Annotated in this window: 21 protein-coding genes; 12 read left to right on the top strand and 9 right to left on the bottom strand. The window is 72.0% G+C overall.

Translation table 11 applies throughout. From position 1 onward, the window contains the following. Window positions 1-55 precede the first annotated feature (55 nt). Window positions 56-1,102, bottom strand: coding sequence for a M23 family metallopeptidase (locus A5643_RS16025; RefSeq protein WP_066857710.1), 1,047 nt, complete (start codon window positions 1,100-1,102; stop codon window positions 56-58). A gap of 289 nt (window positions 1,103-1,391) precedes the next feature. Between A5643_RS16025 and sucC the strand changes: the two genes are divergently transcribed. The 3 genes from sucC to A5643_RS16010 are packed head-to-tail and all read left to right on the top strand — an operon-like array spanning window position 1,392 to window position 5,020. Next, window positions 1,392-2,567 (top strand): ADP-forming succinate--CoA ligase subunit beta, encoded by a 1,176-nt coding sequence (gene sucC, locus A5643_RS16020; protein WP_066857707.1) that lies wholly within the window; start codon window positions 1,392-1,394, stop codon window positions 2,565-2,567. A gap of 3 nt (window positions 2,568-2,570) precedes the next feature. Continuing rightward, entirely contained in the window at window positions 2,571-3,473 is a 903-nt protein-coding gene (gene sucD, locus A5643_RS16015) for a succinate--CoA ligase subunit alpha (protein WP_066857704.1), read from the top strand. Window positions 3,474-3,490: 17 nt separating this feature from the next. Continuing rightward, window positions 3,491-5,020, top strand: a complete 1,530-nt coding sequence (locus tag A5643_RS16010) for an acetyl-CoA acetyltransferase (RefSeq protein WP_066857701.1) — start codon at window positions 3,491-3,493, stop codon at window positions 5,018-5,020. Between the two features lie 11 nt (window positions 5,021-5,031). Here A5643_RS16010 and A5643_RS16005 read toward each other — a convergent pair whose 3' ends face one another. Further along, window positions 5,032-5,877 carry an LLM class F420-dependent oxidoreductase gene (locus A5643_RS16005; protein ID WP_066857698.1) on the bottom strand — a complete coding sequence of 282 codons (846 nt, stop codon included), beginning with the start codon at window positions 5,875-5,877 and terminating at the stop codon, window positions 5,032-5,034. 184 nt (window positions 5,878-6,061) lie between these two features. On the opposite strand from A5643_RS16005, the gene A5643_RS16000 reads away from it, so the two are divergent. From A5643_RS16000 to A5643_RS15975, 6 genes are read left to right on the top strand one after another with little or no spacing between them, the layout of a single operon-like run. Then, the gene (locus A5643_RS16000; RefSeq protein ID WP_066857695.1) at window positions 6,062-6,931 is read left to right on the top strand and encodes a DUF5336 domain-containing protein; all 870 of its coding nucleotides are present in this window, start codon (window positions 6,062-6,064) and stop codon (window positions 6,929-6,931) included. A gap of 49 nt (window positions 6,932-6,980) precedes the next feature. Then, entirely contained in the window at window positions 6,981-8,402 is a 1,422-nt protein-coding gene (locus A5643_RS15995; protein ID WP_066857692.1) for a cell division protein PerM, read from the top strand. A 4-nt stretch (window positions 8,403-8,406) separates the two neighbouring features. Then, a complete protein-coding gene (gene purN, locus A5643_RS15990) occupies window positions 8,407-9,036 on the top strand; it encodes a phosphoribosylglycinamide formyltransferase (protein ID WP_066857689.1) in 630 nt (209 codons plus the stop codon). Further along, window positions 9,033-10,616, top strand: coding sequence for a bifunctional phosphoribosylaminoimidazolecarboxamide formyltransferase/IMP cyclohydrolase (gene purH / locus A5643_RS15985; protein WP_066857687.1), 1,584 nt, complete (start codon window positions 9,033-9,035; stop codon window positions 10,614-10,616). Before purN ends, purH begins: the two co-directional genes overlap by 4 nt. 60 nt (window positions 10,617-10,676) lie before the next feature. Next, the gene (locus A5643_RS15980; RefSeq protein ID WP_502686245.1) at window positions 10,677-12,062 is read left to right on the top strand and encodes a sigma 54-interacting transcriptional regulator; all 1,386 of its coding nucleotides are present in this window, start codon (window positions 10,677-10,679) and stop codon (window positions 12,060-12,062) included. After that, window positions 12,055-14,055, top strand: coding sequence for a VWA domain-containing protein (locus A5643_RS15975; RefSeq protein WP_066857683.1), 2,001 nt, complete (start codon window positions 12,055-12,057; stop codon window positions 14,053-14,055). Before A5643_RS15980 ends, A5643_RS15975 begins: the two co-directional genes overlap by 8 nt. A 174-nt stretch (window positions 14,056-14,229) precedes the next feature. Here the strand turns inward: A5643_RS15975 and A5643_RS15970 are convergent, their stop codons facing one another. From A5643_RS15970 to A5643_RS15940, 7 genes are read right to left on the bottom strand one after another with little or no spacing between them, the layout of a single operon-like run. Beyond that, complete coding sequence (locus A5643_RS15970) at window positions 14,230-14,817, bottom strand: DUF1707 SHOCT-like domain-containing protein (protein ID WP_066857680.1); 588 nt, start codon at window positions 14,815-14,817, stop codon at window positions 14,230-14,232. A 60-nt stretch (window positions 14,818-14,877) separates the two neighbouring features. Then, window positions 14,878-15,666, bottom strand: a complete 789-nt coding sequence (locus A5643_RS15965) for an enoyl-CoA hydratase family protein (protein ID WP_066857677.1) — start codon at window positions 15,664-15,666, stop codon at window positions 14,878-14,880. Continuing rightward, window positions 15,666-16,835: an acyl-CoA dehydrogenase family protein gene (locus A5643_RS15960; RefSeq protein ID WP_066857674.1), complete on the bottom strand. Its 1,170-nt coding sequence runs from the start codon at window positions 16,833-16,835 to the stop codon at window positions 15,666-15,668. The genes A5643_RS15965 and A5643_RS15960 overlap by 1 nt, the downstream gene beginning before the upstream one ends. Next, on the bottom strand, window positions 16,832-18,814 hold the full coding sequence (locus A5643_RS15955) for an acetyl/propionyl/methylcrotonyl-CoA carboxylase subunit alpha (protein ID WP_066858069.1): 1,983 nt from the start codon (window positions 18,812-18,814) through the stop codon (window positions 16,832-16,834). Before A5643_RS15955 ends, A5643_RS15960 begins: the two co-directional genes overlap by 4 nt. An 8-nt stretch (window positions 18,815-18,822) precedes the next feature. Then, complete coding sequence (locus A5643_RS15950; RefSeq protein WP_066857671.1) at window positions 18,823-20,418, bottom strand: acyl-CoA carboxylase subunit beta; 1,596 nt, start codon at window positions 20,416-20,418, stop codon at window positions 18,823-18,825. After that, complete coding sequence (locus A5643_RS15945) at window positions 20,415-21,572, bottom strand: acyl-CoA dehydrogenase family protein (protein WP_066857668.1); 1,158 nt, start codon at window positions 21,570-21,572, stop codon at window positions 20,415-20,417. Before A5643_RS15945 ends, A5643_RS15950 begins: the two co-directional genes overlap by 4 nt. Further along, window positions 21,569-23,266: an acyclic terpene utilization AtuA family protein gene (locus A5643_RS15940; RefSeq protein ID WP_066857665.1), complete on the bottom strand. Its 1,698-nt coding sequence runs from the start codon at window positions 23,264-23,266 to the stop codon at window positions 21,569-21,571. Before A5643_RS15940 ends, A5643_RS15945 begins: the two co-directional genes overlap by 4 nt. A 333-nt stretch (window positions 23,267-23,599) precedes the next feature. Between A5643_RS15940 and rpmF the strand changes: the two genes are divergently transcribed. The 3 genes from rpmF (at window position 23,600) to A5643_RS15925 (ending at window position 26,002) form a co-directional block, all read left to right on the top strand. Continuing rightward, a complete protein-coding gene (gene rpmF / locus A5643_RS15935) occupies window positions 23,600-23,773 on the top strand; it encodes a 50S ribosomal protein L32 (RefSeq protein ID WP_066857662.1) in 174 nt (57 codons plus the stop codon). Window positions 23,774-23,843: 70 nt separating this feature from the next. After that, complete coding sequence (locus A5643_RS15930) at window positions 23,844-24,530, top strand: response regulator transcription factor (protein ID WP_066858066.1); 687 nt, start codon at window positions 23,844-23,846, stop codon at window positions 24,528-24,530. Further along, window positions 24,530-26,002 (top strand): HAMP domain-containing sensor histidine kinase, encoded by a 1,473-nt coding sequence (locus tag A5643_RS15925; RefSeq protein ID WP_082948996.1) that lies wholly within the window; start codon window positions 24,530-24,532, stop codon window positions 26,000-26,002. Before A5643_RS15930 ends, A5643_RS15925 begins: the two co-directional genes overlap by 1 nt. The last annotated feature ends 12 nt before the right edge of the window (window positions 26,003-26,014 follow it).

Here is a 26,014-nt window from a genome sequence, read left to right as displayed (position 1 = left end):
GAGGTGGGGGAGGGGCGTAGTCACCGGATCGGCCGGCCGGACGGCCGGGGCCGGGTCAGCCGGCGAAGTTGCCGATGTTGATGCCGCGCTGGGCCAGCCACGGCAGCGGGTCCACCCGGCTGGTGCCGTTGAGCAGCACCTCGAAGTGGCAGTGCGGCCCGGTGGAGAAACCCCGGTTGCCCATGGTGGCGATCTGGTCACCGGCCATCACCCGGTCACCGACGCTGACCGTCCAGGTGTTGACGTGGCCGTAGAGGGTGACGGTGCCGTCGCTGTGGCGCACCTTGACCAGGGCGCCGTACCCGGCGGCCGGTCCGGCCTCGATGACCACCCCGTCGGAGGCCGCCACGATCGGGGTGCCGATCGAGTTGGCGATGTCGATACCGGCATGCAGCGAACCCCAGCGGTAGCCGAAGCTGGAGGTGAAGATCCCGGTGGTCGGCGCGACGAACAGCGGGCGCTGCAGCCGGGCTTCGCGTTCGGCGCGCTCCTGCGCGTAGGCCACTCCCTTGGCGAACTCCTCGTCGTGCACCGCGAACGTCGCGGCCGGCTTGACGGTGATCACCTGCATGCCGCGCGGCGCCGGCGCCTCGGCCGGGTGGGCCAACGGCGCCTGCTCGGCGACCAGCATGGGCTGCTGGGACGTCGTCTCGTCGGCCTTTCCGGTGGTGCTGTGCGCGGCGGCGGCGACCGCGCCCACGGCCATCGCGCCGATCAGGATGCGGCCGCGCACCGGCCCGGCGGTGGCCTTGCGGTGCGCTCCGCGGCGCGGCTGCCGGTCCGCACCGAAGGTCAGCTCCAGCGGGGACGGGTCCTCGGCGCTGTGCAGATCGTCGAGTTCGGGCGCCTCGAGCACGGCCGTGGCGTCCGGGTCCTCGACCCCGGCGTCATCGGGTCGGGCTTCCTCGGGACCGGCTTCCTCGAGAAAGGCATCGACGTGTGCGGAGAGGAACTCGAGTTCGGCGAGCGCCTCGAGGCCCTCGAGGAAGTCGTCGATCGGGATGATGTCGGTGACGTCGTTGCCGACGGGGCCGGAAAACCGGTCGCGCAACCGCCGCGAAGCCTCTGAAAAAGCCGACTGCTCGCTGCGATGCTGCGTCACCCGGAAACTTCCCTCTGGTCTGTAACCGTACCGTTATCTCAAGCCCAGGAGAGAGTAGCGACGCCGACGCGAGACTGGCAAGCCGGGGTCCACATCCACGGGTGAATGTGGCGCGGATCACGTTTAGGTTCCGGTGATATCCGCCACACGGTCCAGGTGAGATGCACCACAGCGGTGGGAGGCGGCGATGGAACCCGCCGGTCGGGTCGCTACAGTTCCCCCGGGCGAGTTCCCTCGGGCCTGACCCCCTGGAGCCGTCGACGTCAGCCAGCCAGTACAGAGTGAGGCCATGGATCTATTCGAGTACCAGGCGAAGGAACTGTTCGCCAAGCACAACGTGCCCACCACCCCGGGGCGGGTGACCGACTCGGTCGAGGACGCCAAGGCGATCGCCGAGGAGATCGGCCGCCCGGTGATGGTCAAAGCGCAGGTCAAGACCGGCGGCCGGGGCAAGGCCGGCGGCGTGAAGTACGCCGCCACCCCCGAGGACGCGCTGACCCACGCGCAGAACATCCTCGGCCTGGACATCAAGGGCCACGTCGTCAAGAAGCTGCTGGTGGCCGAGGCCAGTGACATCGCCGAGGAGTACTACATCTCCTTCCTGCTGGACCGGGCCAACCGCACCTACCTGGCCATGTGCTCGGTCGAGGGCGGCGTGGAGATCGAAGAGGTCGCCGCCACCAAACCCGACCGGCTGGCCAAGGTGCCCGTCGACGCGGTCAAGGGAGTGGACCTGGCGTTCGCCCGCTCGATCGCCGAGCAGGGCCACCTGCCCGCCGAGGTGCTCGACGCCGCCGCGGTGACCATCCAGAAGCTCTGGGAGGTCTTCGTCGCCGAGGACGCCACCCTGGTCGAGGTCAACCCGCTGGTGCGCACCCCGGACGACCAGATCCTGGCGCTGGACGGCAAGGTCACCCTCGACGCCAACGCCGACTTCCGCCAGCCCGGCCACGCCGAGTTCGAGGACCGCGACGCCACCGACCCGCTGGAACTCAAGGCCAAGGAGCACGACCTCAACTACGTCAAGCTCGACGGTGAGGTCGGCATCATCGGCAACGGCGCCGGGCTGGTCATGTCCACCCTGGACGTCACCGCCTACGCCGGGGAGAAGCACGGCGGGGTGAAACCGGCCAACTTCCTCGACATCGGCGGCGGGGCCTCCGCGGAGGTCATGGCCGCCGGGCTCGACGTCATCCTCGGCGACGCGCAGGTCAAAAGCGTGTTCGTCAACGTGTTCGGCGGGATCACCGCCTGCGACGCGGTGGCCACCGGCATCGTCAAGGCCCTGGAGATCCTCGGCGACGCCGCCACCAAGCCGCTGGTGGTCCGCCTCGACGGCAACAACGTCGACGAGGGCCGCCGGATCCTCACCGAAGCCAACCACCCGCTGGTGACGCTGGTGGGAACGATGGACGAAGCCGCCGCCAAGGCCGCCGAACTGGCCTTCTCCGGAAAGGACGCGTAGTCGATGTCGATCTTCGTCAACAAGGACAGCAAGGTCATCGTTCAGGGCATCACCGGTAGCGAGGCCACCAAGCACACCGCCCGGATGCTGGCCGCCGGCACCCAGATCGTCGGCGGGGTCAACGCCCGCAAGGCCGGCACCACCGTGGCGCACCAGGACAAGGACGGCAAGGACGTCGAGCTGCCGGTGTTCGGCAGCGTCGCCGAGGCCATGGAGAAGACCGGCGCCGACGTGTCGATCGCCTTCGTGCCGCCGAAGTTCTCCAAGGACGCGATGATCGAGGCCATCGACGCCGAGATCCCGCTGCTGGTGGTCATCACCGAGGGCATCCCGGTGCAGGACACCGCCTACGCCTGGGCCTACAACACCGAGAAGGGCGACAAGACCCGCATCGTCGGCCCCAACTGCCCGGGCATCATCACCCCCGGCGAGTGCCTGGTCGGCATCACCCCGGCCAACATCACCGGCTCCGGCCCGGTGGGCCTGGTCTCCAAGTCGGGCACCCTGACCTACCAGATGATGTACGAGCTGCGCGACTTCGGGTTCTCCACCGCCGTCGGCATCGGCGGGGACCCGGTCATCGGCACCACCCACATCGACGCGATCGAGGCCTTCGAGAAGGACCCCGACACCAAGGTCATCGTGATGATCGGTGAGATCGGCGGGGACGCCGAGGAGCGCGCCGCCGACTACATCAAGGCCAACGTCACCAAGCCGGTGGTCGGCTACGTCGCCGGCTTCACCGCGCCGGAGGGCAAGACCATGGGCCACGCCGGGGCGATCGTCTCCGGCTCGTCGGGCACCGCGGCCGCCAAGCAGGAAGCGCTGGAGGCCGCCGGGGTCAAGGTCGGCAAGACCCCCTCGGCGACCGCCGAGCTGGCCCGCCAGATCCTGCAGAGCCTGTAACCCCGGGCGGCCGGCTCATGGGCATCGACGCGCGCACGCCGGTCGTCGTCGGGGTGGGGCAGGCCGCCGAACGCATCGACGACCCCGGCTACCGGGCCATGTCCCCGGTCGAGTTGGCCGCCGCCGCCGCACGGGCGGCGCTGGCCGACTGCGGCGCGGACCCGGCCGCGGTCGCCGCGGCGATCGACACCGTCGTCGCCACCCGCCAGTTTGATAACTCGATCCCGCAGGCCCCGGCGCCGCTGGGGAAGTCCAACAACTTCCCGCGGTCGGTCACCGCCCGGCTCGGCGCCGACCCGGCCCGGGCGGTGCTGGACAAGGTCGGCGGACAGGGCCCGCAGCAACTGGTCAGCGAGTTCGCGGCCGGCATCGCCGCGGGCGCCGCCGAGGTGGTGCTGCTCTGCGGGTCGGATGCCACCTCGACCACCCGCCATCTGCGCGACGCCGAGGACAAGCCCGACTTTTCCGAGACCCTCGACGGTCAGCTCGAGGACCGCGGGTTCGGGCTGGAGGAGTTCGTCGACCGCTACACCGTCAGCCACGGCCTGACCGGGGCGCCGGTGCAGTACGGGTTGCTGGAGAACGCCCGCCGGGCCCGGCTGGGGCTGAGCCCGGCCGCCTACCTGCAGGCGATGGGGGAGCTGTTCGCGCCGTTCACCACGATCGCCGCGGACAAGCCGCTGTCGGCCGCGCCGGTGCGACGCAGCGTCGACGAGCTGACCACGGTCAGCACCGACAACCGGATGATCTGCGACCCCTACCCGCGGCTGCTGGTGGCCCGCGATCAGGTGAACCAGGGCGCGGCGACGCTGCTGATGTCGGTGGCGGCCGCCCGCCGGCTCGGCGTCGACGAAGACCGCTGGGTGTATCTGCACGGCCACGCCGACCTGCGCGAGCAGCAGCTGCTGGAGCGCCCCGACCTGGGCCGCAGTCCCGCCGCGGTCACCGCGGTCACCGAAGCCCTCGCGATGGCCGGCATCGGCCTCGACGAGGTGGGCGGACTGGACCTCTACAGCTGTTTCCCGGTCCCGGTCTTCAACATCACCGACGCGTTCGGTCTGCGCGCCGACGACCCGCGCGGGCTCACCCTGACCGGAGGCCTGCCGTTTTTCGGCGGGGCCGGCAACAACTACTCGATGCACGCCATCGCCGAGGCGATCACCGCGGCCCGCACCGACCCGGGCCGGTTCCTGCTGGTCGGCGCCAACGGCGGCATGATGAGCAAATACTCCGTCGGGGTGTACTCGGCGACCCCGGCGTCGTGGCGGCCCGGCCGCAGCGCCGACCTGCAACGGCAGGCCGATGCGGCGCCGACGGTGCCGGTCACCGAGACCGCGGCGGGCCCGGCGACCATCGAGACCTACAGCGTGCGCTACGACTGGCCGACCCGCACCGGCATCGTCATCGGCCGGTTGCTCGACGGCAGCCGGTTTCTGGCCACCAGCGAAGACGACGACGCGGTGGCGCTGCTGTCCGACGGTGAACCGCTGGGCGCCCCGATCACGGTCCGCGCGCTGGACTACGGCAACCGGTTCAGCCTGGCCTGACGCAGGTCGAACTAGCCGGCGGCGAGCTTGCCGGCCAGCCGCTCGACGTAGCCCGCCACCTCCGCCTCGCTGCGATCCGGCAGCCCGAACAGCACCTCGGTGACCCCGAGATCCTTCCAACGGGCCAGCTTCTCGGCGTCGGGCTTGAAATCCAGCGCCACGATCTGCGGCGCGCCGTCGCGACCGGCCGCCGCCCAGGCGTCCTGCAGCAGCTTCACCGGCGCGTCGATGTCGAAGTCGCGCGGGGTGGTGATCCAGCCGTCGGCGCTGCGGGTGATCCACTTGAAGTTCTTCTCGGTGCCGGCCGCGCCGACCAGCACCGGAACCTTTGCCTGCACCGGCTTCGGCCATGCCCAGCTCGGCCCGAAACTGACGAACTCACCGTCGTATTCGGCCTCCTCCTGGGTCCACAGCGCCCGCATCGCCTCCAGGTACTCCCGCAGCATCGTGCGCCTGCGGCCCGGCGGCACGCCGTGGTCGGCGAGTTCGTCGGTGTTCCAGCCGAATCCGACGCCGACGCTGACCCGCCCCCCGGACAGGTGGTCGAGGGTGGCGATCGTTTTGGCCAGCGAGATCGGATCGTGCTCCACCGGCAGCGCCACCGCCGTCGACAGCCGGATCCGGGAGGTGATGGCCGCGGCGGTGGCCAGGCTCACCCACGGGTCCAGGGTGCGCATGTAGCGGTCGTCGGGCAGCGACTCGTCGCCGGTGGTGGGGTGGGCGGCCTGGCGCTTGACCGGGATGTGGGTGTGTTCGGGCACATAGAACGTGGTGAAGCCGTGGTCCTCGGCGAGTTTCGCGGCCGCCGCCGGGGTGATGCCGCGGTCACTGGTGAACAACACAAGCCCGTAATCCATGGCTCGAATTAGAACGTGTTCCTGCCGGGGTGGCAAGTGTGGGCCGCCCCGGCCACCTCGACGCGATCGCCGGCAACACCCCGGTTGCTGTGCCGGGGGCGCCCCGGTGTGCGCTAGCGTGGGACACCGGATCCGCGTCGCGGTGCTGCGGCGCCGTCACGGTACGCCAACCACAGGAGAGACCATGACCTACCCGCCCGGAAACCCCGGCTACCCGCCCGCGCAGCCTCCTGGCGGCTATGGAAGCCCGGCTCCGGCTTCCCCGGCCGCAGGCTTCACCACCCCCGGCAGCGGGGAGAGCAAGCTGCCGCTGATCCTCGGCGCGGCCGTGGCGGTGCTCGGCCTGCTGACCTACCTGGCCAGCTTCGGGCCGATGCTGGAGATCGAAGGGCCCTACTCGGGTGTGAGCAGCACCTCCGGCGCCAGCCTGGAGATCATGATCGCGCTCGCCGCCGGTCTGCTGGCCGCCGTCGCGCTGATCCCCAAGGCGAAGAACTACAGCCCGATCGTGGCGGTGCTGGCCGTGGTGGGCCTGCTCGGGGTCATCTCCGACGTCCTCACCAAATCCGACGGCATGACGGTCGGCTGGGGCCTGTGGCTGGCGCTGGTGCTGACCCTGCTGCAGGCGGGCGCCGCGGTGGCGGCGGTGCTGCTCGACGCCGGCGTGATCAGCGCCCCGGCCCCGCGGCCGAACTACGGCCAGTACGCGCCGTACGGTCAGTACGGGCCCGCGGCCGGCGGCTACTACGGTCAGCCGGGTCAGCCGGGTCAGCCGGGTCAGCACGGCCAGCCCGGTGGCTTCGGCCAGGCGCCGCAGCAGCCCGCCCAGCCCGGCCTGGCCGACCAGCACACGGTGCTGCACTCCTCCTACCCGTCGCAGTCGGGCGGTTACGGCGCGAGCTCGCAGCCCGGTCAGCATCAGGGCGCCTCGACCCCGCCGACCGGCTTCCCCGGGTACAGCTCGCCGTCGGGCAGCGGGACCTCCGGCACCGGGCCGGACAACGGCGGCAGCTCCGAGGGCTCCTCGTCGGGCTCCGGGCCGACCCCGTCCTGACCGGGCGGGTGCGCGCCCACACTGAGCCCATGCGCGTGCGGTGAGACCGGTGCCGCAGCGACCGGCGGTCGGCGCCCGCCAGGCCCGCGACCTGGTGTGGGTGGCGTTCGGGCCGGCGCTGGTCGCGCTGGTCGTCATCGCCGCGATCACGCTGCTGCAGTTGCTGATCGCCAACAGCGACATGACCGGTGCGCTGGGGGCGATCGCCAGCATGTGGCTCGGCGTGCACCTGGTGCCGATCACCATCGGTGGCAGCCAGCTCGGCGTGCTGCCGCTGCTGCCCACGGCGCTGATGATCTGGGGCGTGGCCCGCACCACCGCGCAGGCCACCGCGCCGCAGGGATCGTGGCTGGTCACCCGGTGGATCGCGGCGTCGGCGGTGGGCGGACCGCTGCTCATCGCCGCGATCGCGCTGGCGGTGATCCATGACGCCGCCTCGGTGATCACCGAACTGCAGACCCCCAACGCCTTGCGGGCGTTCAGCAGTGTGCTGGTGGTGCACGCGATCGGCGCCGCGCTCGGGATCGGCTCGCGGGTGGGCCGGCGGCTGCTCGCCGCCGCCCGGCTGCCGGCCTGGCTGCTCGGTTCGCTGCGCGGCGCCACCGCGGGCGTGCTGACCCTGCTGGGCCTGTCCGGCGTGGTCACCACCGTCTCGCTGGTCGTGCACTGGTCGACGATGCACGAGCTGTACACCATCACCGACTCGCTGTTCGGCCAGCTCAGCCTCACCGTGCTCGCGGTGCTCTACGCCCCCAACGTGATCGTGGGCACCGCCGCGGTGGCGGTCGGGTCGAGCGCGCACATCGGTTTCGCGACGTTCAGCTCGTTCACCGTGTTCGGCGGCGACATCCCGGCGCTGCCGATCCTGGCGGCCGCGCCCAGCCCGCCGCTGGGTCCGGTCTGGGTGGCGCTGCTGATCATCGGGGCGACCTCCGGGGTGGCGTTGGGCCAGCAGTGCGCGCGCCGGATCCTGCCGCCCGGCCCGGCGCTGGCGCAGCTGCTGGTCGCGGTGCTGCTGTCCGCCGCGACGATGATGCTGCTCGGCTACGCCGCCGGCGGGCAGCTGGGCAACTTCGGGGCCGTCGGCGTCGACGAGACCGCGCTGGCGCTGGCGGTGCTGTTCTGGTTCGGGGTGGTCGGGCTGGCCACCGTCGTGGTCGCCGGCGGGGTGCGGATCACCCGAGCGCCCAGACCGCAGCCGGCCGCGCCGGCACCCGCACCGGCCGAGGAGCCGCCCGACCGGCCGGACCCCGAAGAACCCGCCGGCGCCGAGGAATTCACCGAGCCCGCGGGCGACTACGAGGAATTCGCCGAGCCCGCCGCGGCGCCGGACCCGGCCGCGGGCGAGGACCAGCCCGCTCGCCCCGAGCCGGTCCCGCACGAACCGCTGCCGGACCCCGAGGACGAGATGTTCACCGACGACATGCGTCCCGGGGGCGGTCCGGACGACGAGCCGCGCGGACTAGGCTGAGCCCGTGCAGCAGCCGATCCGTGTGCCTCCCAGCGCGCCGGCCCGGCTGGTGGTGCTGGCGTCGGGAACCGGGTCGCTGCTCGAGGCGCTGCTGGCGGCCGCCGTCGACGACTACCCGGCCCGGGTGGTCGCGGTCGGCGTGGACCGCGACTGCCGCGCCGTCGAGGTCGCCGAAGCCGCCGGGATACCCACCTTCACCGTCCGGCTCGCCGACCATCCCGACCGGGCGGCCTGGGACGCCGCGATCACCGCGGCCACCGCGGCGCACCGCCCCGACCTGGTGGTCTCCGCCGGCTTCATGAAAATCCTTGGTCCCCACTTTCTTTCCGAATTCCTCGGCCGCACCGTCAACACCCACCCGGCCCTGCTGCCCGCGTTCCCCGGTGCGCACGCCGTCGCCGACGCGCTGGCCCACGGGGTCAAGGTCACCGGCTGCACCGTGCACCTGGTCGACGCCGGCACCGACACCGGGCCGATCCTGGCCCAGCAGCCCGTTACGGTGTTCGACGACGACGACGAGGACAGCCTGCACGAGCGCATCAAGGTGGTCGAACGCAAACTGCTGGCCGAAGTGCTGGCCGCGCTGGCGACCGGCGGCGTGACCTGGACCGGACGAAAGGCGACGATGGGATGAGCGAGCAGACGGTGGACAACGCGTCCCGGACACCGATCCGGCGGGCCCTGATCAGCGTCTACGACAAGACCGGCCTGGTCGACCTGGCCCAGGGGCTGCACCGGGCCGGCGTGGAGATCGTCTCCACCGGATCGACCGCGAAAACCATTGCCGAGAAAGACATCCCGGTCACACCGGTGGAAGAGATGACCGGCTTCCCCGAGGTGCTCGACGGGCGGGTCAAGACCCTGCACCCGCGGGTGCATGCCGGGCTGCTGGCCGACCTGCGCAAACCCGATCACGTCGCCGCGCTCGCCGACCTCGGCATCGCCGCGTTCGAACTGGTCGTGGTCAACCTGTATCCGTTCGGCGAGACCGTCGAATCCGGCGCCGACACCGACGAATGCGTCGAGCAGATCGACATCGGCGGGCCGTCGATGGTGCGGGCGGCCGCCAAGAACCACCCCAGCGTCGCGGTCGTGGTCTCCCCGCTGGGCTACGACGGGGTGCTCGCCGCGGTCGACGCCGGCGGCTTCACCCTCGCCGAGCGGAAACGCCTGGCGGCGTTGGCGTTCCGGCACACCGCCGAATACGACGTGGCGGTGGCCAGCTGGATGGAGTCCACACTGTGCCCCCAGCCGGAGCACGGGCAGCTGCCGGACTGGGTGGCCGGAACCTGGCACCGCTCGGCGGTGCTGCGCTACGGGGAGAACCCGCATCAGCAGGCGGCGCTGTACGCCGACGCCGGCGCCTGGCCGGGGCTGGCCCAGGCCGACCAGCTGCACGGCAAGGAGATGTCCTACAACAACTACACCGACGCCGACGCCGCCTGGCGGGCCGCGTTCGACCACGAACAGACCTGCGTCGCGATCATCAAACACGCCAACCCGTGCGGGATCGCGGTCTCGTCGACCTCGGTGGCCGACGCGCACCGCAAAGCTCACGACTGCGACCCGCTCAGCGCCTTCGGCGGCGTCATCGCCGCCAACACCGAGGTCAGCGTCGAGATGGCCGAATACGTCTCGACCATCTTCACCGAGGTCATCGTCGCCCCGGCCTACGAACCCGGCGCCGTGGAGGTGCTGGCCCGCAAGAAGAACATCCGTGTCCTGGTGGTCTCCGAACCGCTGGGCGGCGGCACCGAATGGCGCCAGATCAGCGGGGGGCTGCTGATGCAACAGCGCGACACCCTCACCGCCGACGGCGACGACCCGGCCAACTGGACCCTGGCCGCCGGGCAGCCCGCCGACGACGCGACCCGCGCGGACCTGGTGTTCGCCTGGCGCACCTGCCGGTCGGTGAAGTCCAACGCGATCGTGATCGCCGCCGGCGGCGCCACCGTCGGGGTGGGCATGGGTCAGGTCAACCGGGTGGACGCCGCCCGGCTGGCCGTCGAACGCGGCGGGCAGCGGGTGGCCGGCGCGGTGGCCGCCTCCGATGCGTTCTTCCCGTTCCCCGACGGCCTGCAGACGCTGGCCGACGCCGGCGTGCGGGCGGTCGTGCACCCCGGCGGCTCGGTCCGCGACGAGGAGGTGACCGCCGCCGCCGAGGCCGCCGGCGTCACCCTCTACCTGACCGGGGCGCGACACTTCGCGCACTGACGAAACCCGCCCCACCACGGGTGATCGACGCGACACCGCCTCCCGCCGTAGGTTGGTGTGGTGGCCGCACCTGATTTCGCTCCCCGTACCACCGTCGGCGAACTCCGCGCCGCCGGGCACCGTCAACGCACCGTCAAAGAGGAGATCCGCGAGAACCTGCTGACCGCCCTCGCCAACGGCGAGGAGATCTGGCCCGGCATCCTCGGCTTCGACGACACCGTGCTGCCGCAGCTGGAACGGGCGCTGATCGCCGGGCACGACTTCGTGCTGCTCGGCGAGCGCGGGCAGGGCAAGACCCGGCTGCTGCGCGCGGTGGTCGGGCTGCTCGACGAGTGGACCCCGGTGATCGCCGACGCCGAACTCGACGAGCACCCCTACACGCCGATCACCCCGGAATCGATCCGGCGGGCCGAGGAACTCGGCGACGACCTGCCGGTGGCCTGGCGGCACCGCAGCGAACGCTATACCGAGAAGCTCGCCACCCCCGACACCAGCGTCGCCGACCTGGTCGGTGACATCGACCCGATCAAGGTGGCCGAGGGCCGCAGCCTCGGTGACCCCGAGACCATCGCCTACGGGCTCATCCCGCGCGCCCACCGCGGCATCGTCGCCGTCAACGAGCTGCCCGACCTGGCCGAACGCATCCAGGTGGCGATGCTCAACGTGATGGAGGAACGCGACATCCAGGTCCGCGGCTACACGCTGCGCCTGCCGCTGGACGTGCTGGTGGTGGCCAGCGCCAACCCCGAGGACTACACCAACCGGGGCCGGATCATCACCCCGCTCAAGGACCGGTTCGGCGCCGAGATCCGCACCCACTACCCGCTGGAACTCGACGCCGAGGTCGGCGTGATCGCCCAGGAAGCCCACCTCAGCGCCCCGGTGCCCGACCACCTGCTGGCGATCATCGCCCGGTTCACCCGCAGCCTGCGCGACTCGCGGGCTATCGACCAGCGCTCCGGGGTCTCCGCCCGGTTCTCCATCGCCGCCGCCGAAACCGTCGCCGCCGCCGCCCGCCACCGCGGCGCCCTGCTCGGTGAGACCGACCCGGTCGCCCGGGTGGTCGACCTGGGCACCGTCATCGACGTGTTGCGCGGCAAACTCGAGTTCGAAACCGGGGAGGAGGGCCGCGAGCTCGCGGTGCTCGAGCACCTGCTGCGCCGCGCCACCGCCGACGCGGCCGCCGCTATCCTCGGCGGGATCGACGTGGCGCCGCTGGTCACCGCCGTCGAAGAGGGCTCGGTGGTCACCACCGGGGAGCGGGTGTCGGCCAAGGCGGTGCTGGCCGCGCTGCCGCAGCTGCCGGTGCTCGACGCGATCGCGCAGCGCGTCGGCGCCGAATCCGAGGGTGAGCGCGCCGCCGCGGTGGAGCTGGCGCTGGAGGCGCTGTATCTGGCCAAGCGGATCGACAAGCAGTCCGGGGACGGCGAAACCGTCTATGGCTGAACCCGGTCGCGCCCACTCGCTGCGGTACTCCGCCTACACCGGCGGGCCGGATCCGCTGGCGCCGCCGCTGGATCTGCGCGACGCCCTGGAACAGATCGGCGCCGACGTGATGGCCGGCGCGTCCCCGCGCCGGGCCCTCGCCGAGCTGCTGCGCCGCGGCACGTCGACCATGGCCGGGGCGGACACCCTGGCCGCTGAGGCGCACCGGCGGCGCCGCGACCTGCTGCGCCGCAACAACCTCGACGGCACCCTCGGCGAGATCAAGAAGCTGCTCGACGAGGCGGTGCTGGCCGAACGCAAGGAACTGGCCCGCGCCCTCGACGACGACGCCCGCTTCCACGAGATGCAGCTCTCGGCGCTGTCGCCGTCACCGGCCAAAGCCGTGCAGGAGCTCGCCGACTACTCGTGGCGTTCGGCGGAGGCCCGGGAGAAGTATCAACAGATCAGCGACCTGCTCGGCCGGGAGATGCTCGACCAGCGGTTCGCCGGGATGAAGCAGGCGCTCGAAGGCGCCACCGACGCCGACCGCCAGCGGGTCAGCGAGATGCTCGACGACCTCAACGACCTGCTGGACAAACACGCCCGCGGCGAGGACACCGCCGACGACTTCGCCGACTTCATGGGCAAACACGGCGAGTTCTTCCCGGAGAACCCGCGCAACATCGAGGAGCTGCTGGACTCGCTGGCCAAACGCGCCGCCGCCGCGCAACGCTTCCGCAACAGCCTCTCCGCCGAGCAGCGCGCCGAGTTGGACGCGCTGGCGATGCAGGCGTTCGGCTCGCCGGCGCTGCAGCAGTCGCTGGCGCGCCTGGACGCCCACCTGCAGGCCGCCCGGCCCGGCGAGGACTGGCAGGGCAGCGCGGAGTTCTCCGGGGACAACCCGCTGGGGATGGGGGAGGGGGCGCAGGCGCTGGCCGACATCGGCGAGCTCGAGCAGCTCGCCGAGCAGCTCTCCCAGGCTTACCCGGGCGCCAGCATGGACGACGTCGACCTCGAGGCGCTGGCCCGCCAGCTCGGCGACGAGGCCGCCGTGGACGCCGCCACCCTCGCCGAACTGGAGCGCGCCCTGGTCAACCAGGGCTTCTTCGACCGCACCCCCGACGGGCAGTGGCGGCTGTCGCCCAAGGCGATGCGCCGGCTCGGGCAGACCGCGCTGCAGGACGTGGCCCGGCAGCTGAGCGGGCGCCGCGGCCAGCGCGACCACCGCCGGGCCGGGGCGGCGGGGGAGCTGACCGGCGCCACCCGGCCGTGGCAGTTCGGCGACACCGAGCCGTGGAACGTGGCGCGCACCCTGACCAACGCGGTGCTGCGCCAGGCCGGCACGCCCGACGCGACCGGCGGGCGGCTGCAGATCAGCGTCGACGACGTGGAGATCTCCGAAACCGAGACCCGCACCCAGGCGGCGGTGGCACTGCTGGTGGACACCTCGTTCTCGATGGTGATGGAGAACCGGTGGGTGCCGATGAAACGCACGGCGCTGGCGCTGAACCACCTCATCTCCACCCGGTTCCGCTCCGATGCGCTGCAGATCATCGCCTTCGGCCGCTACGCGCGGACCGTCACCCCGGCCGAGCTGATGGGCTTGGAGGGCATCTACGAGCAGGGCACCAACCTGCACCACGCGCTGGCGCTGGCCGGCCGGCACCTGCGCAGGCACCCGGCCGCCCAGCCGGTGGTGCTGGTGGTCACCGACGGCGAGCCGACCGCCCATCTGGAGGGCCCGGTCGGCCCCGGCGGGGACGGCGCGGAGGCGGCGGTGTTCTTCGACTACCCGCCGCACCCGCGCACGGTCGGGTTGACCGTCCGCGGTTTCGACGAGATCGCGAGGCTGGGCACCCAGGTCACCATCTTCCGGCTCGGCGACGACCCCGGGCTGGCCCGCTTCATCGACCAGGTGGCGCGCCGGGTGCACGGCCGGGTGGTGGTGCCCGACGAGGACGGGCTGGGCGCCGCGGTCGTCGGCGATTACCTGCAGTCCCGGCGCCGGGCGTAGCTTTCGTGGGCTAGCCCCCGGCGGCTGTCCCGGACGCTGTCCCGGGCGCTGTCCCGGGCGTCTGTCCCGCGGCGGTCAGCCCCCGGCGCGCGCCGAGCGTGCACTGGCTGCGAAAAACCGCGCCGGATGTCGCAGTGGCTGCACGTTGGGCGAGTGGGCGAGGGGGCGAGGGGGCTAGGGGGTGTCGCCGCTGCGGCCGCGCTTTTTGCGTTTGATGCCGACCTGGCCCCACAGCGAGAGCCCCTTGATCGTCACCGTCGGTGCGCCCGGCGTGCCGGCACCGGCCGCCTCGTGGTCGAAGTTGCCCATCACGCCGCGGCCGGTGATCTCGACGTTGACCTCCGGGGGAAGCAGGATCGTCTGGCCGCCCATGATCGAGTACGCGTTGATCTCCACCTCGGCGGCGGTGAAGTTGGCGTAGCGCAGGTCGATCACCCCGCCACCCCACAGCGCGAGCGTGGTGAGCCGCTTGGGGACGTTCCAGCGGCCCCGGCGCTGGAACCCGCTGAAGAGCGCCAGCAGCAGCGTCGACGGCGCCGGTTTGGCGTCGCCGCGCGGTCGGCTGGTGCCCCACGCGCCGGGCAGATCCGAACTGACCCGGTCCAGTTCGTCGTAGGTCTGCGCCGCATACGCTTTCGACAGCCGGTCGCGGTACTCGTTCTCCGGCAACTGCCCGCGGGCAGCGGCCTCGGAGAGCAGCTGCGCGACCTGGAACCGGTCGGTGTCACCGGCGCGCGGGCGGGGCTGCTCTGGCTTGCTCATCGGCCCACAGCCTACGACAAACCCGCAGACCGCAGCCCCCGACCGGCGAAACCGGCGGGATCAGTCGCCGGCCGGCGGCGCCCAGCGCGGCGGGCGTTTCTGCAGGAACGCCAGCATGCCCTCCTGCGCCTCCTCGGAGACGAACAGCCGCGCCGATTCCGCCGCGAGCCGCTCGGCGTCGGCGTCGAAACCGGCCAGGATCGCCGCGGTCGTCAGCGCCTTGGAGGCGGCCAGACCCTGCGGTGATCCGCGGCGCAGCTGTCCGGTCAGCTCGGCCACCGCGGCGTCGACCCCGCCCTCCTCGTCGGCGGTGAGCGTCACCAGCCCGATGCGGGTGGCCTCCGCGGCGTCGAAGGTCTCCCCGGTCAGGTAGTAGCGCCCCGCCGACCGGGCCGACAGCTTGGGCAGCAGGGTCAGCGAGATGATCGCCGGGGCCACCCCGATCCGCGCCTCGGTGAGCCCGAAGGTACTGGCCGGGCCGGCCACCACGATGTCGCATGCCCCGACCAGCCCCATCCCGCCGGCGCGGACGTGGCCGTCGACGGCGGCGATCACCGGCAGCGGCGCCGCCACGATCGCCCGCAGCAGCGCCGCGAGCTCCCGGGCCCGCTCGGTGGCCGCGTCCCCCGGATCGGCCCCGGCGGCCTGGGACAGGTCGGCACCGGCGCAGAAAGTGTTGCCGGTGTGGGCCAGCACCACCGCGCGGACGCTGTCGTCGGCGGCGGCGTCGCGCAGCCCCCGGTGCAGGGCCTCGACCAGTTCGGTGGACAGGGCGTTGCGGTTGCGCGGGGAGTTTAGGGTCAGCCGTGCGACCCCGTCGGCCACCGCGTAATCGACGGGGCTGTCCATCAGTACGACCTCGGCAGGCCCAGCGAGGTCTGCGCGACGAAGTTGAGGATCATCTCGCGGCTCACCGGGGCGATGCGGGCCAGCCGTGAGGAGGTGACCGCCGCGGCGATCCCGTACTCCTTGGTCAGCCCGTTGCCGCCGAGGGACTGCACGGCCTGGTCCACCGCGCGGGTCGAGGCTTCCCCGGCGGCGTACTTGGCCATGTTGGCGGCCTCGGCGGCGCCCACGTCGTCGCCGCTGTCGTAGAGGGTGGCCGCCTTCTGCATCATCACCTTCGCCAGCTCGATCTCGATGTGGTTGGCCGCCAGCGGGTGCGAGAGCCCCTGGTGCGAGCCGATCGGCGTCTTCCACACCTGCCGGGTCTTGACGTAGTCGACCGCCTTGTTGATCGCGAACCGGCCCATCCCCACCGCGCTGGCCGCGCCCATGATGCGCTCCGGGTTCAGGCCGGCGAACAGCTGCGCGATCGCGGCGTCCTCGGAGCCGACGAGCGCGTCGGCGGGCAGCCGCACCTCGTCAAGGAAGACCTGGAACTGCCGTTCCGGGCTGACCAGCTCCATCTCGATGGGGGTGTAGGTCAGTCCCGGCGCGTCGGTGGGCACCACGAACAGCGCCGGCTTGAGGTTGCCGGTCTTGGCCTCCTCGGTACGGCCCACCACCAGCACCGCCTGCGCCTGGTCGATGCCGGAGATGAACACCTTCTGCCCGGACAGGATCCAGTCGGAGCCGTCGCGGCGGGCGGTGGTGGTGATGCGGTGCGAGTTGGAGCCGGCGTCGGGCTCGGTGATGGCGAACGCCATCGTCAGCGAGCCGTCGGCGATGCCGGGCAGCCAGCGCTGCTTCTGCTCGTCGGTGCCGAACTTGGCGATGATGGTGCCGTTGATCGCCGGGGAGACGACCATCATCAGCAGCCCGCACCCGTGGGCGGCCATCTCCTCCATCACCAGCGACAGCTCGTACATGCCGGCCCCGCCGCCGCCGTACTCCTCGGGCAGGTTCACCCCGAGGAACCCGAGCTTGCCCGCCTCGTTCCACAATTCGTCGGTGTGCTGCCCGGCGCGCGCCTTGGCCAGGTAGTAGTCCTGCCCGTAGTTGGCGGCCATCGCGGCGACGGCCTCGCGCAGCGCGCGGCGCTCCTCGGACTCGATGAAGCTGGTGTCGATGCTCATTGGGGGTCTCCTTCTGTTTCGGGGGTCTCTACTCGGGCCAGGACGGTGCCGACGTCGACTTGGGTGCCGGGCTCGACGTGCAACTCGGCGAGCACACCGTCGGTCGGGGCGGTGATGGTGTGCTCCATTTTCATCGCTTCCAGCCACACCAGCGGCTGCCCGGCGGTGACGGTGTCGCCGACGTCGGCCCCGACGCGCAGCACGCTGCCGGGCATCGGCGCGACCAGCGATCCCGGCTCGACCTCGGTGCCGGGTTCGGGCAGCCGCGGCACCGCGCTGAACGCCACCCCGCCGAGCGGGGAGTCGACGTAGACCTGCGGTCCGGACCGTGACACCGCGAAACCGCGTGCCACCCCGGCCGCATCGGCGAGCACGACCCGCTGCGGGCCGGTGGAGACCACGGTGACGGTGTCGTCGTCGGGCAGGTGCACACCGTCGGGGCCGAACCGGTATTCCACCCGGTGTTCGGTGTCGGCGGTGTCGCGGTAGGTCTTGACCTGGTTGGCGGCGGCCAGGTTGCGCCAGCCGCTGGGGATGCCGGCGAACACCGTGGCGCCGGCCCGGTTGTGCTCGGCGTCGGCCAGCGCGGCCGCGACCGCCGACAGGCGCACCGCGGCGTCGTCGGCCAGCGGGGCGGCCAGTTCGGCCAGCCCGTGGGTGGCGAAGAACGCGGTGTCGGTGTCCCCGGCCAAAAACGCCGGATGGCGCAGCACGTTGACCAGCAGGTCCCGGTTGGTGCGCACGCCGTGGATCCGGGTGCGCGCCAACGCATCCGCCAGCACCAGCGCGGCGCGACGGCGCTGCGGCGCATAGGAGATGACCTTGGCCAGCATCGGGTCGTAGTGGATCGGCACCACCGAGCCGGCCGTGAAGCCGGCGTCCAGCCGGATCCCGGTGCGCCGGTGCAGGGAGCCGAAGCGGGCGGCCACCCCGGGCACGTCGAAGGCGTGGATGAGGCCGGCCTGCGGCTGCCAGTCGCGGGCCGGGTCCTCGGCGTAGACGCGCGCCTCGATCGAGTGGCCCCGGGTGGGCGGGGGTTCGGCGTCCAGCGGGGCGCCGTCGGCGACGGCCAACTGCCACTCCACCAGGTCGACGCCGGTGGTCTCCTCGGTGACGGGGTGTTCGACCTGCAGCCGGGTGTTCATCTCCAGGAAGAAGAACTCGCCGTGCTCGTCGGCGAGGAACTCCACCGTGCCCGCACCGGTGTAGCCGATCGCGGTGGCGGCCAGCCGGGCCGCGGTGAACAGCCGGTCGCGCATGCCGGGGATGCGCTCCACCAGCGGGGAGGGGGCCTCCTCGATGATCTTCTGGTGCCTGCGCTGAATCGAGCACTCCCGTTCCCCGACGGCCCAGACGGTGCCGTGGTTGTCGGCGAGGATCTGCACCTCGATGTGCCTGCCGGTGGGCAGGTAGCGCTCGCAGAAGACCGTCGGGTCACCGAACGCGGCGGCGGCCTCCCGGCTCGCGGCGGCCACCTCCTCGGCCAGCGCGGACAGCTCGTGCACCACCCGCATCCCGCGGCCGCCGCCGCCGGCGGAGGCTTTGACCAGCACCGGCAGTTCGGCGGCGGTGACCGAGGCGGGGTCGAGTTCGTCGAGCACCGGCACCCCGGCGTCGGCCATCAGCTTCTTGGCCTCGATCTTCGAGCCCATGGCGCGCACCGCGTCCACCGGCGGGCCGATCCAGGTCAGCCCGGCGTCGATCACCGCGGCGGCGAAATCGGGGTTCTCCGAGAGGAACCCGTAGCCCGGGTGCACCGCGTCGGCGCCGGCGGCGCGCGCCGCGGCGATGATTTCCTCGGCCGACAGGTAGCTGGCGACGGTGGGCAGCCGTACCGCGGCGTCGGCCTCGGCGACGTGCGGGGCGTCGGCGTCGGGGTCGGTGTAGACCGCGACGGTGCCCAGGCCCAGCCGACGGCAGGTGGCGAAGACCCGGCGGGCGATCTCCCCGCGGTTGGCGACCAGAACTGTGGAAATCATGTTCGCACTCACATCCGGAAGACGCCGAAGTTCGACGTCCCCTCGATCGGGCCATTGGCGGTGGCGGACAGGCACATTCCCAGCACCGTGCGGGTGTCGCGGGGGTCGATGACCCCGTCGTCGTAGAGCCGGCCGGACAGGAACATCGGCAGCGACTCCGCTTCGATCTGCGCCTCGATCGCGGCCCGCAGCGCGGCGTCGGCGTCCTCGTCGACCTGCTGGCCACGGGCGGCCGCCGCCGCCCGGCTGACGATCGAGATCACCCCGGCCAGCTGCGCCCCGCCCATCACCGCGGCCTTCGCCGACGGCCAGGCGAACAGGAACCGCGGGTCGTAGGCACGGCCGCACATGCCGTAGTGGCCGGCGCCGTAGGAGGCGCCGATGAGCAGCGAGAGGTGCGGGACGGTGGAGTTGGACACGGCGTTGATCATCATCGAGCCGTGCTTGATCATCCCGCCTTCCTCGTAGGCGCGGCCCACCATGTAGCCGGTGGTGTTGTGCAGGAACAGCAGTGGGGTGTCGGCGCGGTTGGCCAGCTGGATGAACTGGGTCGCCTTCTGCGACTCCTCGGAGAACAGCACGCCGCGCGCGTTGGCCAGGATGCCCAGCGGGTAGCCGTGCAGGGTGGCCCAGCCGGTGACCAGTGAGGAGCCGTACATCGGTTTGAACTCGTCGAACTCCGAGCCGTCGACGATGCGGGCGATGACCTCCCGCGGGTCGAACGGGGTGCGCAGGTCGGCGGGCACGATGCCGAGCAGCTCGGCCGGGTCGGCCAGCGGCGGGACCACCGGGCGCGGGGCCGGGCCCAGCTTGCGCCAGTTCAGCCGGGCCACGATCCGCCGGCCGATCCGCAGCGCGTCGGGCTCGTCGACGGCGAAGTAGTCGGCCAGCCCGGAGGTGCGGGCGTGCATCTCCGCGCCGCCGAGCGACTCGTCGTCGGACTCCTCCCCGGTGGCCATCTTGACCAGCGGCGGCCCGGCGAGGAACACCTTGGAGCGTTGCTTGATCATCACCACGTGGTCGGACATGCCCGGCACGTAGGCGCCGCCGGCGGTGGAGTTGCCGAACACCAGCGCGATCGTGGGGATGCCCGCGGCCGACAGCCGGGTCAGGTCCCGGAACATCTGCCCGCCGGGGATGAAGACTTCCTTCTGGGTGGGCAGGTCGGCGCCGCCGGACTCCACCAGCGAGATCACCGGCAGCCGGTTCTCCAGCGCGATCTTGTTGGCCCGCAGGATCTTCCGCAGCGTCCACGGGTTGGAGGTGCCGCCCTTGACGGTGGGGTCGTTGGCGACGATCATGCACTCCACCCCGGCGACGGCGCCGATCCCGGTGACCAGGCTGGCCCCGACCTGGAAGTCGCTGCCCCACGCGGCGAGCGGGGACAGCTCCAGGAACGGCGAGTCGGGGTCGACGAGGAGCTCGATGCGTTCGCGTGCGGTGAGCTTGCCGCGGGAGTGGTGGCGCTCGACGTATTTGGCGCCGCCGCCGGCCAGGGCCTTGGCGTGTTCGTCGGCGAGTTCGGCGAGCTTGGCGGTCATCGCCTCGGCGGCCTCGGTGTAGGCGGGTGCGGCGGTGTCGACGGCGGTCTGCAGCACGGTCATGACTGGTACCCCAGGGTCTTGGCGGCCAACGACGTCAGGATCTCGGTGGTGCCGCCGCCGATGCCGATGATGCGCATGTCGCGGTACTGCCGTTCGACTTCGCACTCGGTCATGTAGCCCATCCCGCCGAAGAGCTGCACCGCCTGGTGGGCCACCCACTCCCCGGCCTCCACCGCGGTGTTCTTGGCGAAGCAGACCTCGGCGATGAGGTTCTGCTCCCCGGCGAGTTGGCGCTCCACCACGTGGCGGGCGTAGACCCGGGCGACATCGATGCGCCGGGCCATCTCCGCCAGGGTGTTCTGCACGGCCTGCCGGGAGATCAGCGGCCGGCCGAAGGTCTCCCGGTCCCGGCACCACGCCGCGGTCAGATCCAGGCAGCGTTGCGCGCTGGAGTAGGCCTGGGCGGCCAGGCCGATGCGTTCGGCGACGAAGGCCTGCGCGATCTGCAGGAACCCGCTGTGCTCGGGGCCGACCAGGTTGGTTTTGGGCACCACCACGTCGGTGTAAGACAGCTCGGCGGTGTCGGAGGATCGCCAGCCCATCTTGTCCAGCTTGCGGGTGACCTCGAAGCCGGGCGTGCCCTTCTCCACCACCAGCAGCGACACTCCCGAGGCGCCGGGCCGGTCCGCGCCGCCGGTGCGCACCGCGGTGACCACATAGTCGGCGCGCACCCCGGAGGTGATGTAGGTCTTGGCGCCGTTGACCACGTAGCGGTCGCCGTCTGCGACCGCGGTGGTGCGCAGGTGGCCCACGTCCGAGCCGCCGCCGGGCTCGGTGATGGCCAGCGACCCGATCAGCTCGCCGCGCAGGGTGGGCCGCACGAAGCGCTCGATGAGCTGCTCGTCGCCGGAGGCGATCATGTGCGGCACCGCGATCCCGCAGGTGAACAGCGACGCGAACACCCCGCCGGGAGCGCCTGCGGTGTGCATCTCCTCGCAGATGACCACGGCGTCGGCGCCGTCGCCCCCGCCGCCGCCGGCCGCCTCGGGGAACCCGGCGCCGAGCAGCCCGGCCTCGCCGGCCTTGCGATGCAGCTCGCGCGGCAGTTCGCCGGCGCGTTCCCACTGCTCGACGTTGGGCAGGATCTCGCGTTCGACGAACCCGCGCACGGTCTTGCGCAGCGCCGCCCGCTCGGGGGTGGTCCAGATGCTCACGACAGCAGTTCCTCCGGGATGTCGATGTGACGGCTGCGCAGCCATTCGCCCAGGCCCTTGGCCTGCGGGTCGAAGCGGGCCTGGTAGGCCACACCCTGGCCGAGGATGTCCTCGACGACGAAGTTGACGGCGCGCAGATTGGGCAGCAGGTGGCGGGTGACCGGCAGCTCGGCGGTCTCGGGCAGCAGCTCGCGCAGCCGCGCCTCGGTGAGAGTGTGGGCCAGCCAACGGTATTGGTCGTCGGTGCGCACCCACACGCCGATGTTGGCCGAGCCGCCCTTGTCGCCGCTGCGGGCGCCGGCGATGCGGCCCAGCGGGACCCGCCGGGTCGGCCCGGGCGGCGGCGGGTCGGGCAGCGGCGGGGGATCGGCGGGCGCGAGTTCGCGGGTGTCGGTGGCGGCGGGGATGTCGGTGCGGGTGCCGTCGGGGCCCACCGCGACGTGCGGCACCTCGGCGGCCGGGACGTAGCCGGGGGTGTAGACCCCGTAGATCTGACCGGCCGCCGGGGGTGCGGTGACGTGGAAGCCGGGGTAGCTGGCCAGCGCCAGCTCGATCGCCGCTCCGGAGAACGCGCGCCCCACCTTCTCGGGGTCGGGATCGCGTGCCACGCAGTGCAGTAGCGCGCTGGCGGCTTCCTCGGTGTCGGCGTCGGGGTGGTCGGTGCGGGCCAGGGTCCACTCCAGTTCGGCGGGCCGCACCGACAGGCCCGCCTCCAGCTGGGCGCGCACCAGGTCGGCTTTGGCCTCGATGTCCAGCCCGGTGAGCACGAAGGTCATCGCGTTGCGGAACCCGCCGATGCTGTTGAGCGAGACCTTCAGCGTCGGGGGCGGCGGTTCCCCGGTGACCGCGCTGATGCGGACCCGGTCGGCGCCGTCGTCGGTCAGGGTGATGCTGTCCATCCGGGCGGTGACGTCGGGGTTGGCGTAGCGGGCGCCGGTGACCTCGTAGAGCAGTTGGGCGGTGACGGTGTCGACGCTGACCAGCCCGCCGGTGCCGGGGTGTTTGGTGATGACCGACGAGCCGTCGGGGTGGATCTCGGCGAGCGGAAAGCCGAGGTGCGCCAGGTCGGGCACCTCGGTGAAGAACGCGTAGTTGCCGCCGGTGGCCTGCGCGCCGCACTCGATGACGTGGCCGGCGACCACCGCGCCGGCCAGCCGGTCGTAATCGGTGCGGCCCCAGCCGAAGTGGGCGGCGGCCGGCCCGACGATCACCGAGGCGTCGGTGACCCGGCCGGTGACCACCACGTCGGCGCCGGCGTTCAGACAGTCGACGATCCCCCAGGCGCCCAGGTAGGCGTTGGCGGTCAGCGGGGAGCCCAGGTCGAGCTCCGCGGCGCGGCCGAGCAGGTCGTCGCCCTCCACGTGGGCCACCTTCGCGGGGACGCCGAGGCGGTCGGCCAGCGCGCGCACCGCGTCGGCCAGGCCGGCCGGATTCAGCCCGCCGGCGTTGGCGACGATCTTGACCCCGCGGTCGTGGGCGAGACCCAGACACTCCTCCAGCTGGGTCAGGAAGGTCTTGGCGTAGCCGCGCTCGGGGTGTTTGGCCCGGTCCCGGCCGAGGATCAGCATGGTCAGCTCGGCCAGGTAGTCGCCGGTCAGGTAGTCCAGCTCGCCGCCGGTGAGCATCTCGCGCATGGCGGCCAGCCGGTCGCCGTAGAAACCCGAGCAGTTCCCGATCCGGACCGCAGCCGTCATTCCCCGCCTCCCTCAAGGCTCGTCAACCAACCGGTAGGTTAGCGCGGACCGCCGGTACCGCGTCAAGCCGTGCCGCGGGATCGGGACGCCGCCTTCCCGTTGCGCCGATGCTGTCACGATTCGGCCTGGTTCTGGCGTTTTTGACCGGGTCGGCGGGCCCCGAATCGGCGGGGTCGGGCAAAACCGCGGCGCGGACCCCCACCGCCGCCGGCGGCGGGTCGGTCCGGTGGCGACGGCCGGCTTTTTGGAGCCAGTGGCGCCCACCCGTTACGCTGGGGGTAATCGTCGCCGCCGGTCACCTGCGCGGTACACCCCCGATAGGAGAGCTCGACCATGGCTGTGCCCAAGCGCAGAATGTCGCGCGCGAACACCCGCCATCGCCGCGCGCAGTGGAAGGCCGAGGCCCCGGGCCTGGTCAACGTCACCGTGGCCGGTCAGCAGCACAAGGTGCCGCGCCGGCTGCTCAAGGCCGCCCGCCTCGGCCTGATCGATCTCGATCGCCGCTGAATGCGGATACTTCGCCGCCACGGCAGATATCCTCACTGACAACCCAAACGAGGAGAAGACAGCGGTGGCGTTGCGGATACTTGTCGTCGATGACGATCGAGCGGTCCGCGAGTCACTGCGCCGATCCCTCGCGTTCAACGGCTATTCGGTGACGCTGGCCACCGACGGCATCGAGGCGCAGGAGGCCATCCTCGCCGAGCGTCCCGACGCGATGGTGCTCGACGTGATGATGCCGCGTCTGGACGGGCTGGAAGTCTGCCGTCAGCTGCGCAGCACCGGTGACAGCCTGCCGATTCTGATGCTGACGGCACGGGATTCGGTCTCCGAGCGGGTGGCCGGCCTCGACGCCGGCGCCGACGACTACCTGGCCAAGCCGTTCGCCCTCGAGGAGCTCCTGGCCCGGCTGCGGGCGCTGCTGCGCCGCACCCTCGCCGAGGACGTCGACGAACCCGTGCTGCTGACGTTCTCCGACCTGACCCTCGACCCGGTCACCCGCGAGGTCACCCGCGGCGGGCGGCCGATCACCTTGACCCGCACCGAGTTCGCGCTGCTGGAGTTGCTGATCGCCAACCCGCGGGTGGTGCTGACCCGCAGTCGCATCCTCGAAGAGGTGTGGGGCTATGACTTTCCGACCTCCGGCAACGCGCTGGAGGTCTACGTCGGCTACCTGCGGCGCAAGACCGAGGCCGAAGGGGAACCGCGGCTGATCTATACGGTGCGCGGGGTGGGATACGTGTTGCGGGAGTCGCCCAACTGATGCCGAGCCTGCGTGCGCGCCGCCGGAGCGCCACGACGGTGTCGCTGCGCTCGCGGGTCATGTTGCTCGCGATGGCGATGGTGGAGTTGGTCGTCGTACTGGTGGCCTTCGCGGTCTACCAGGTGATCTCGGCGGCGCTGTACCAGGACATCGACCACCAGCTGGAGCGGCAGGCCCAGCTGCTGAGCACCAGCGGGCTGCTGGAGACCAACCCGGAGAAGGCGATCGAGGGCACCACCTACTCGAACATCGACGTGATGTTGGTACTGCCCAACGGTGCCCGCCACCCCGCCGACAGCGGCGAGCTGGCGGTGCCGGTCGGCGCGCCGGAGCAGGCGGTCATCCACGGGCAGTCGCTGTGGTCCTGGAACACCATCGACGACCAGCGGATCTTCGCGATCCGGCGGCTCGACGGCAGTGCGCTGCTGCTGTCGATGAGCCTGGCGCCCACCGACGCGGTGATCAGCCGGCTGCGCTGGCTGCTGCTGGCGGTGGGCACGGTCGGTGTCGCCGTCGCGGCCGTGGCGGGGTGGCTGGTGATGCGCGCCGGGCTGCGCCCGGTGGGCCGGCTCACCGAGGCCGCCGAGCGGGTGGCCCGCACCGACGACCTGCGCCCGATCCCGGTCAGCGGCGACGACGAATTGTCCCGGCTCACCGAGGCGTTCAACATGATGCTGCGCGCGCTGGCCGAGTCCCGGGACCGTCAGGCCCGGCTGGTGGCCGACGCCGGGCACGAGCTGCGCACCCCGCTGACCTCGTTGCGCACCAACGTCGAACTGCTGATGGCGTCGATGAAGCCGGGCGCGCCGCGGCTGCCCGAGCACGAGATCGCCGACCTGCGCCACGACGCGGTCGCCCAGATCGAGGAATTGTCGACGCTGATCGGCGACCTGATCGATCTCAGCCGCGACGACAGCAGCGGACCGGTCCACGAGCCGGTCGACCTCACCGAGGTGGTCGACCGCTGTCTGGAGCGGGTTCGCCGCCGCCGCAACGATATCGAGTTCGACGTCGACATCGCCGGCTGGCAGCTCGACGGCGACGCCGCGGGCCTGTCCCGCGCGGTGCTCAACCTGCTGGACAACGCCGCCAAGTGGAGTCCGCCCGGCGGGCAGGTGGGGGTGCGGCTGGCCCCGGCCGAGCCCGGGTACGCCGAACTGGTGGTCGCCGACCGCGGCCCGGGGATCCCCGAGGCGGAGCGGGCCCTGGTCTTCGAGCGGTTCTACCGGTCCACCGACGCGCGGGCCATGCCCGGCTCGGGGCTGGGTTTGGCGATCGTCAAACAGGTTATTCTGCGGCATGGCGGAAGCCTGCGGATCGAGGACACCGTGCCCGGCGGTCAGCCGCCCGGAACCTCGATCCACCTGCGGTTACCCGGCCGGCAGCCGCCGGGTGAGGAGGTCGCCGGGAACTCGGCCGACGGCTCGCACGTTGACCCGAAGCGACCGCCGTCCCCGGCGGGTGGTCCGTAGCGCAGCCGCTGG

This window comes from Mycobacterium sp. 1274756.6, assembly GCF_001668625.1.
Classification (GTDB): Bacteria; Actinomycetota; Actinomycetes; order Mycobacteriales; family Mycobacteriaceae; genus Mycobacterium.
The sequence above is the reverse complement of the archived record's forward strand: the minus strand, read 5'-3'. Positions and strand labels throughout refer to the sequence as shown.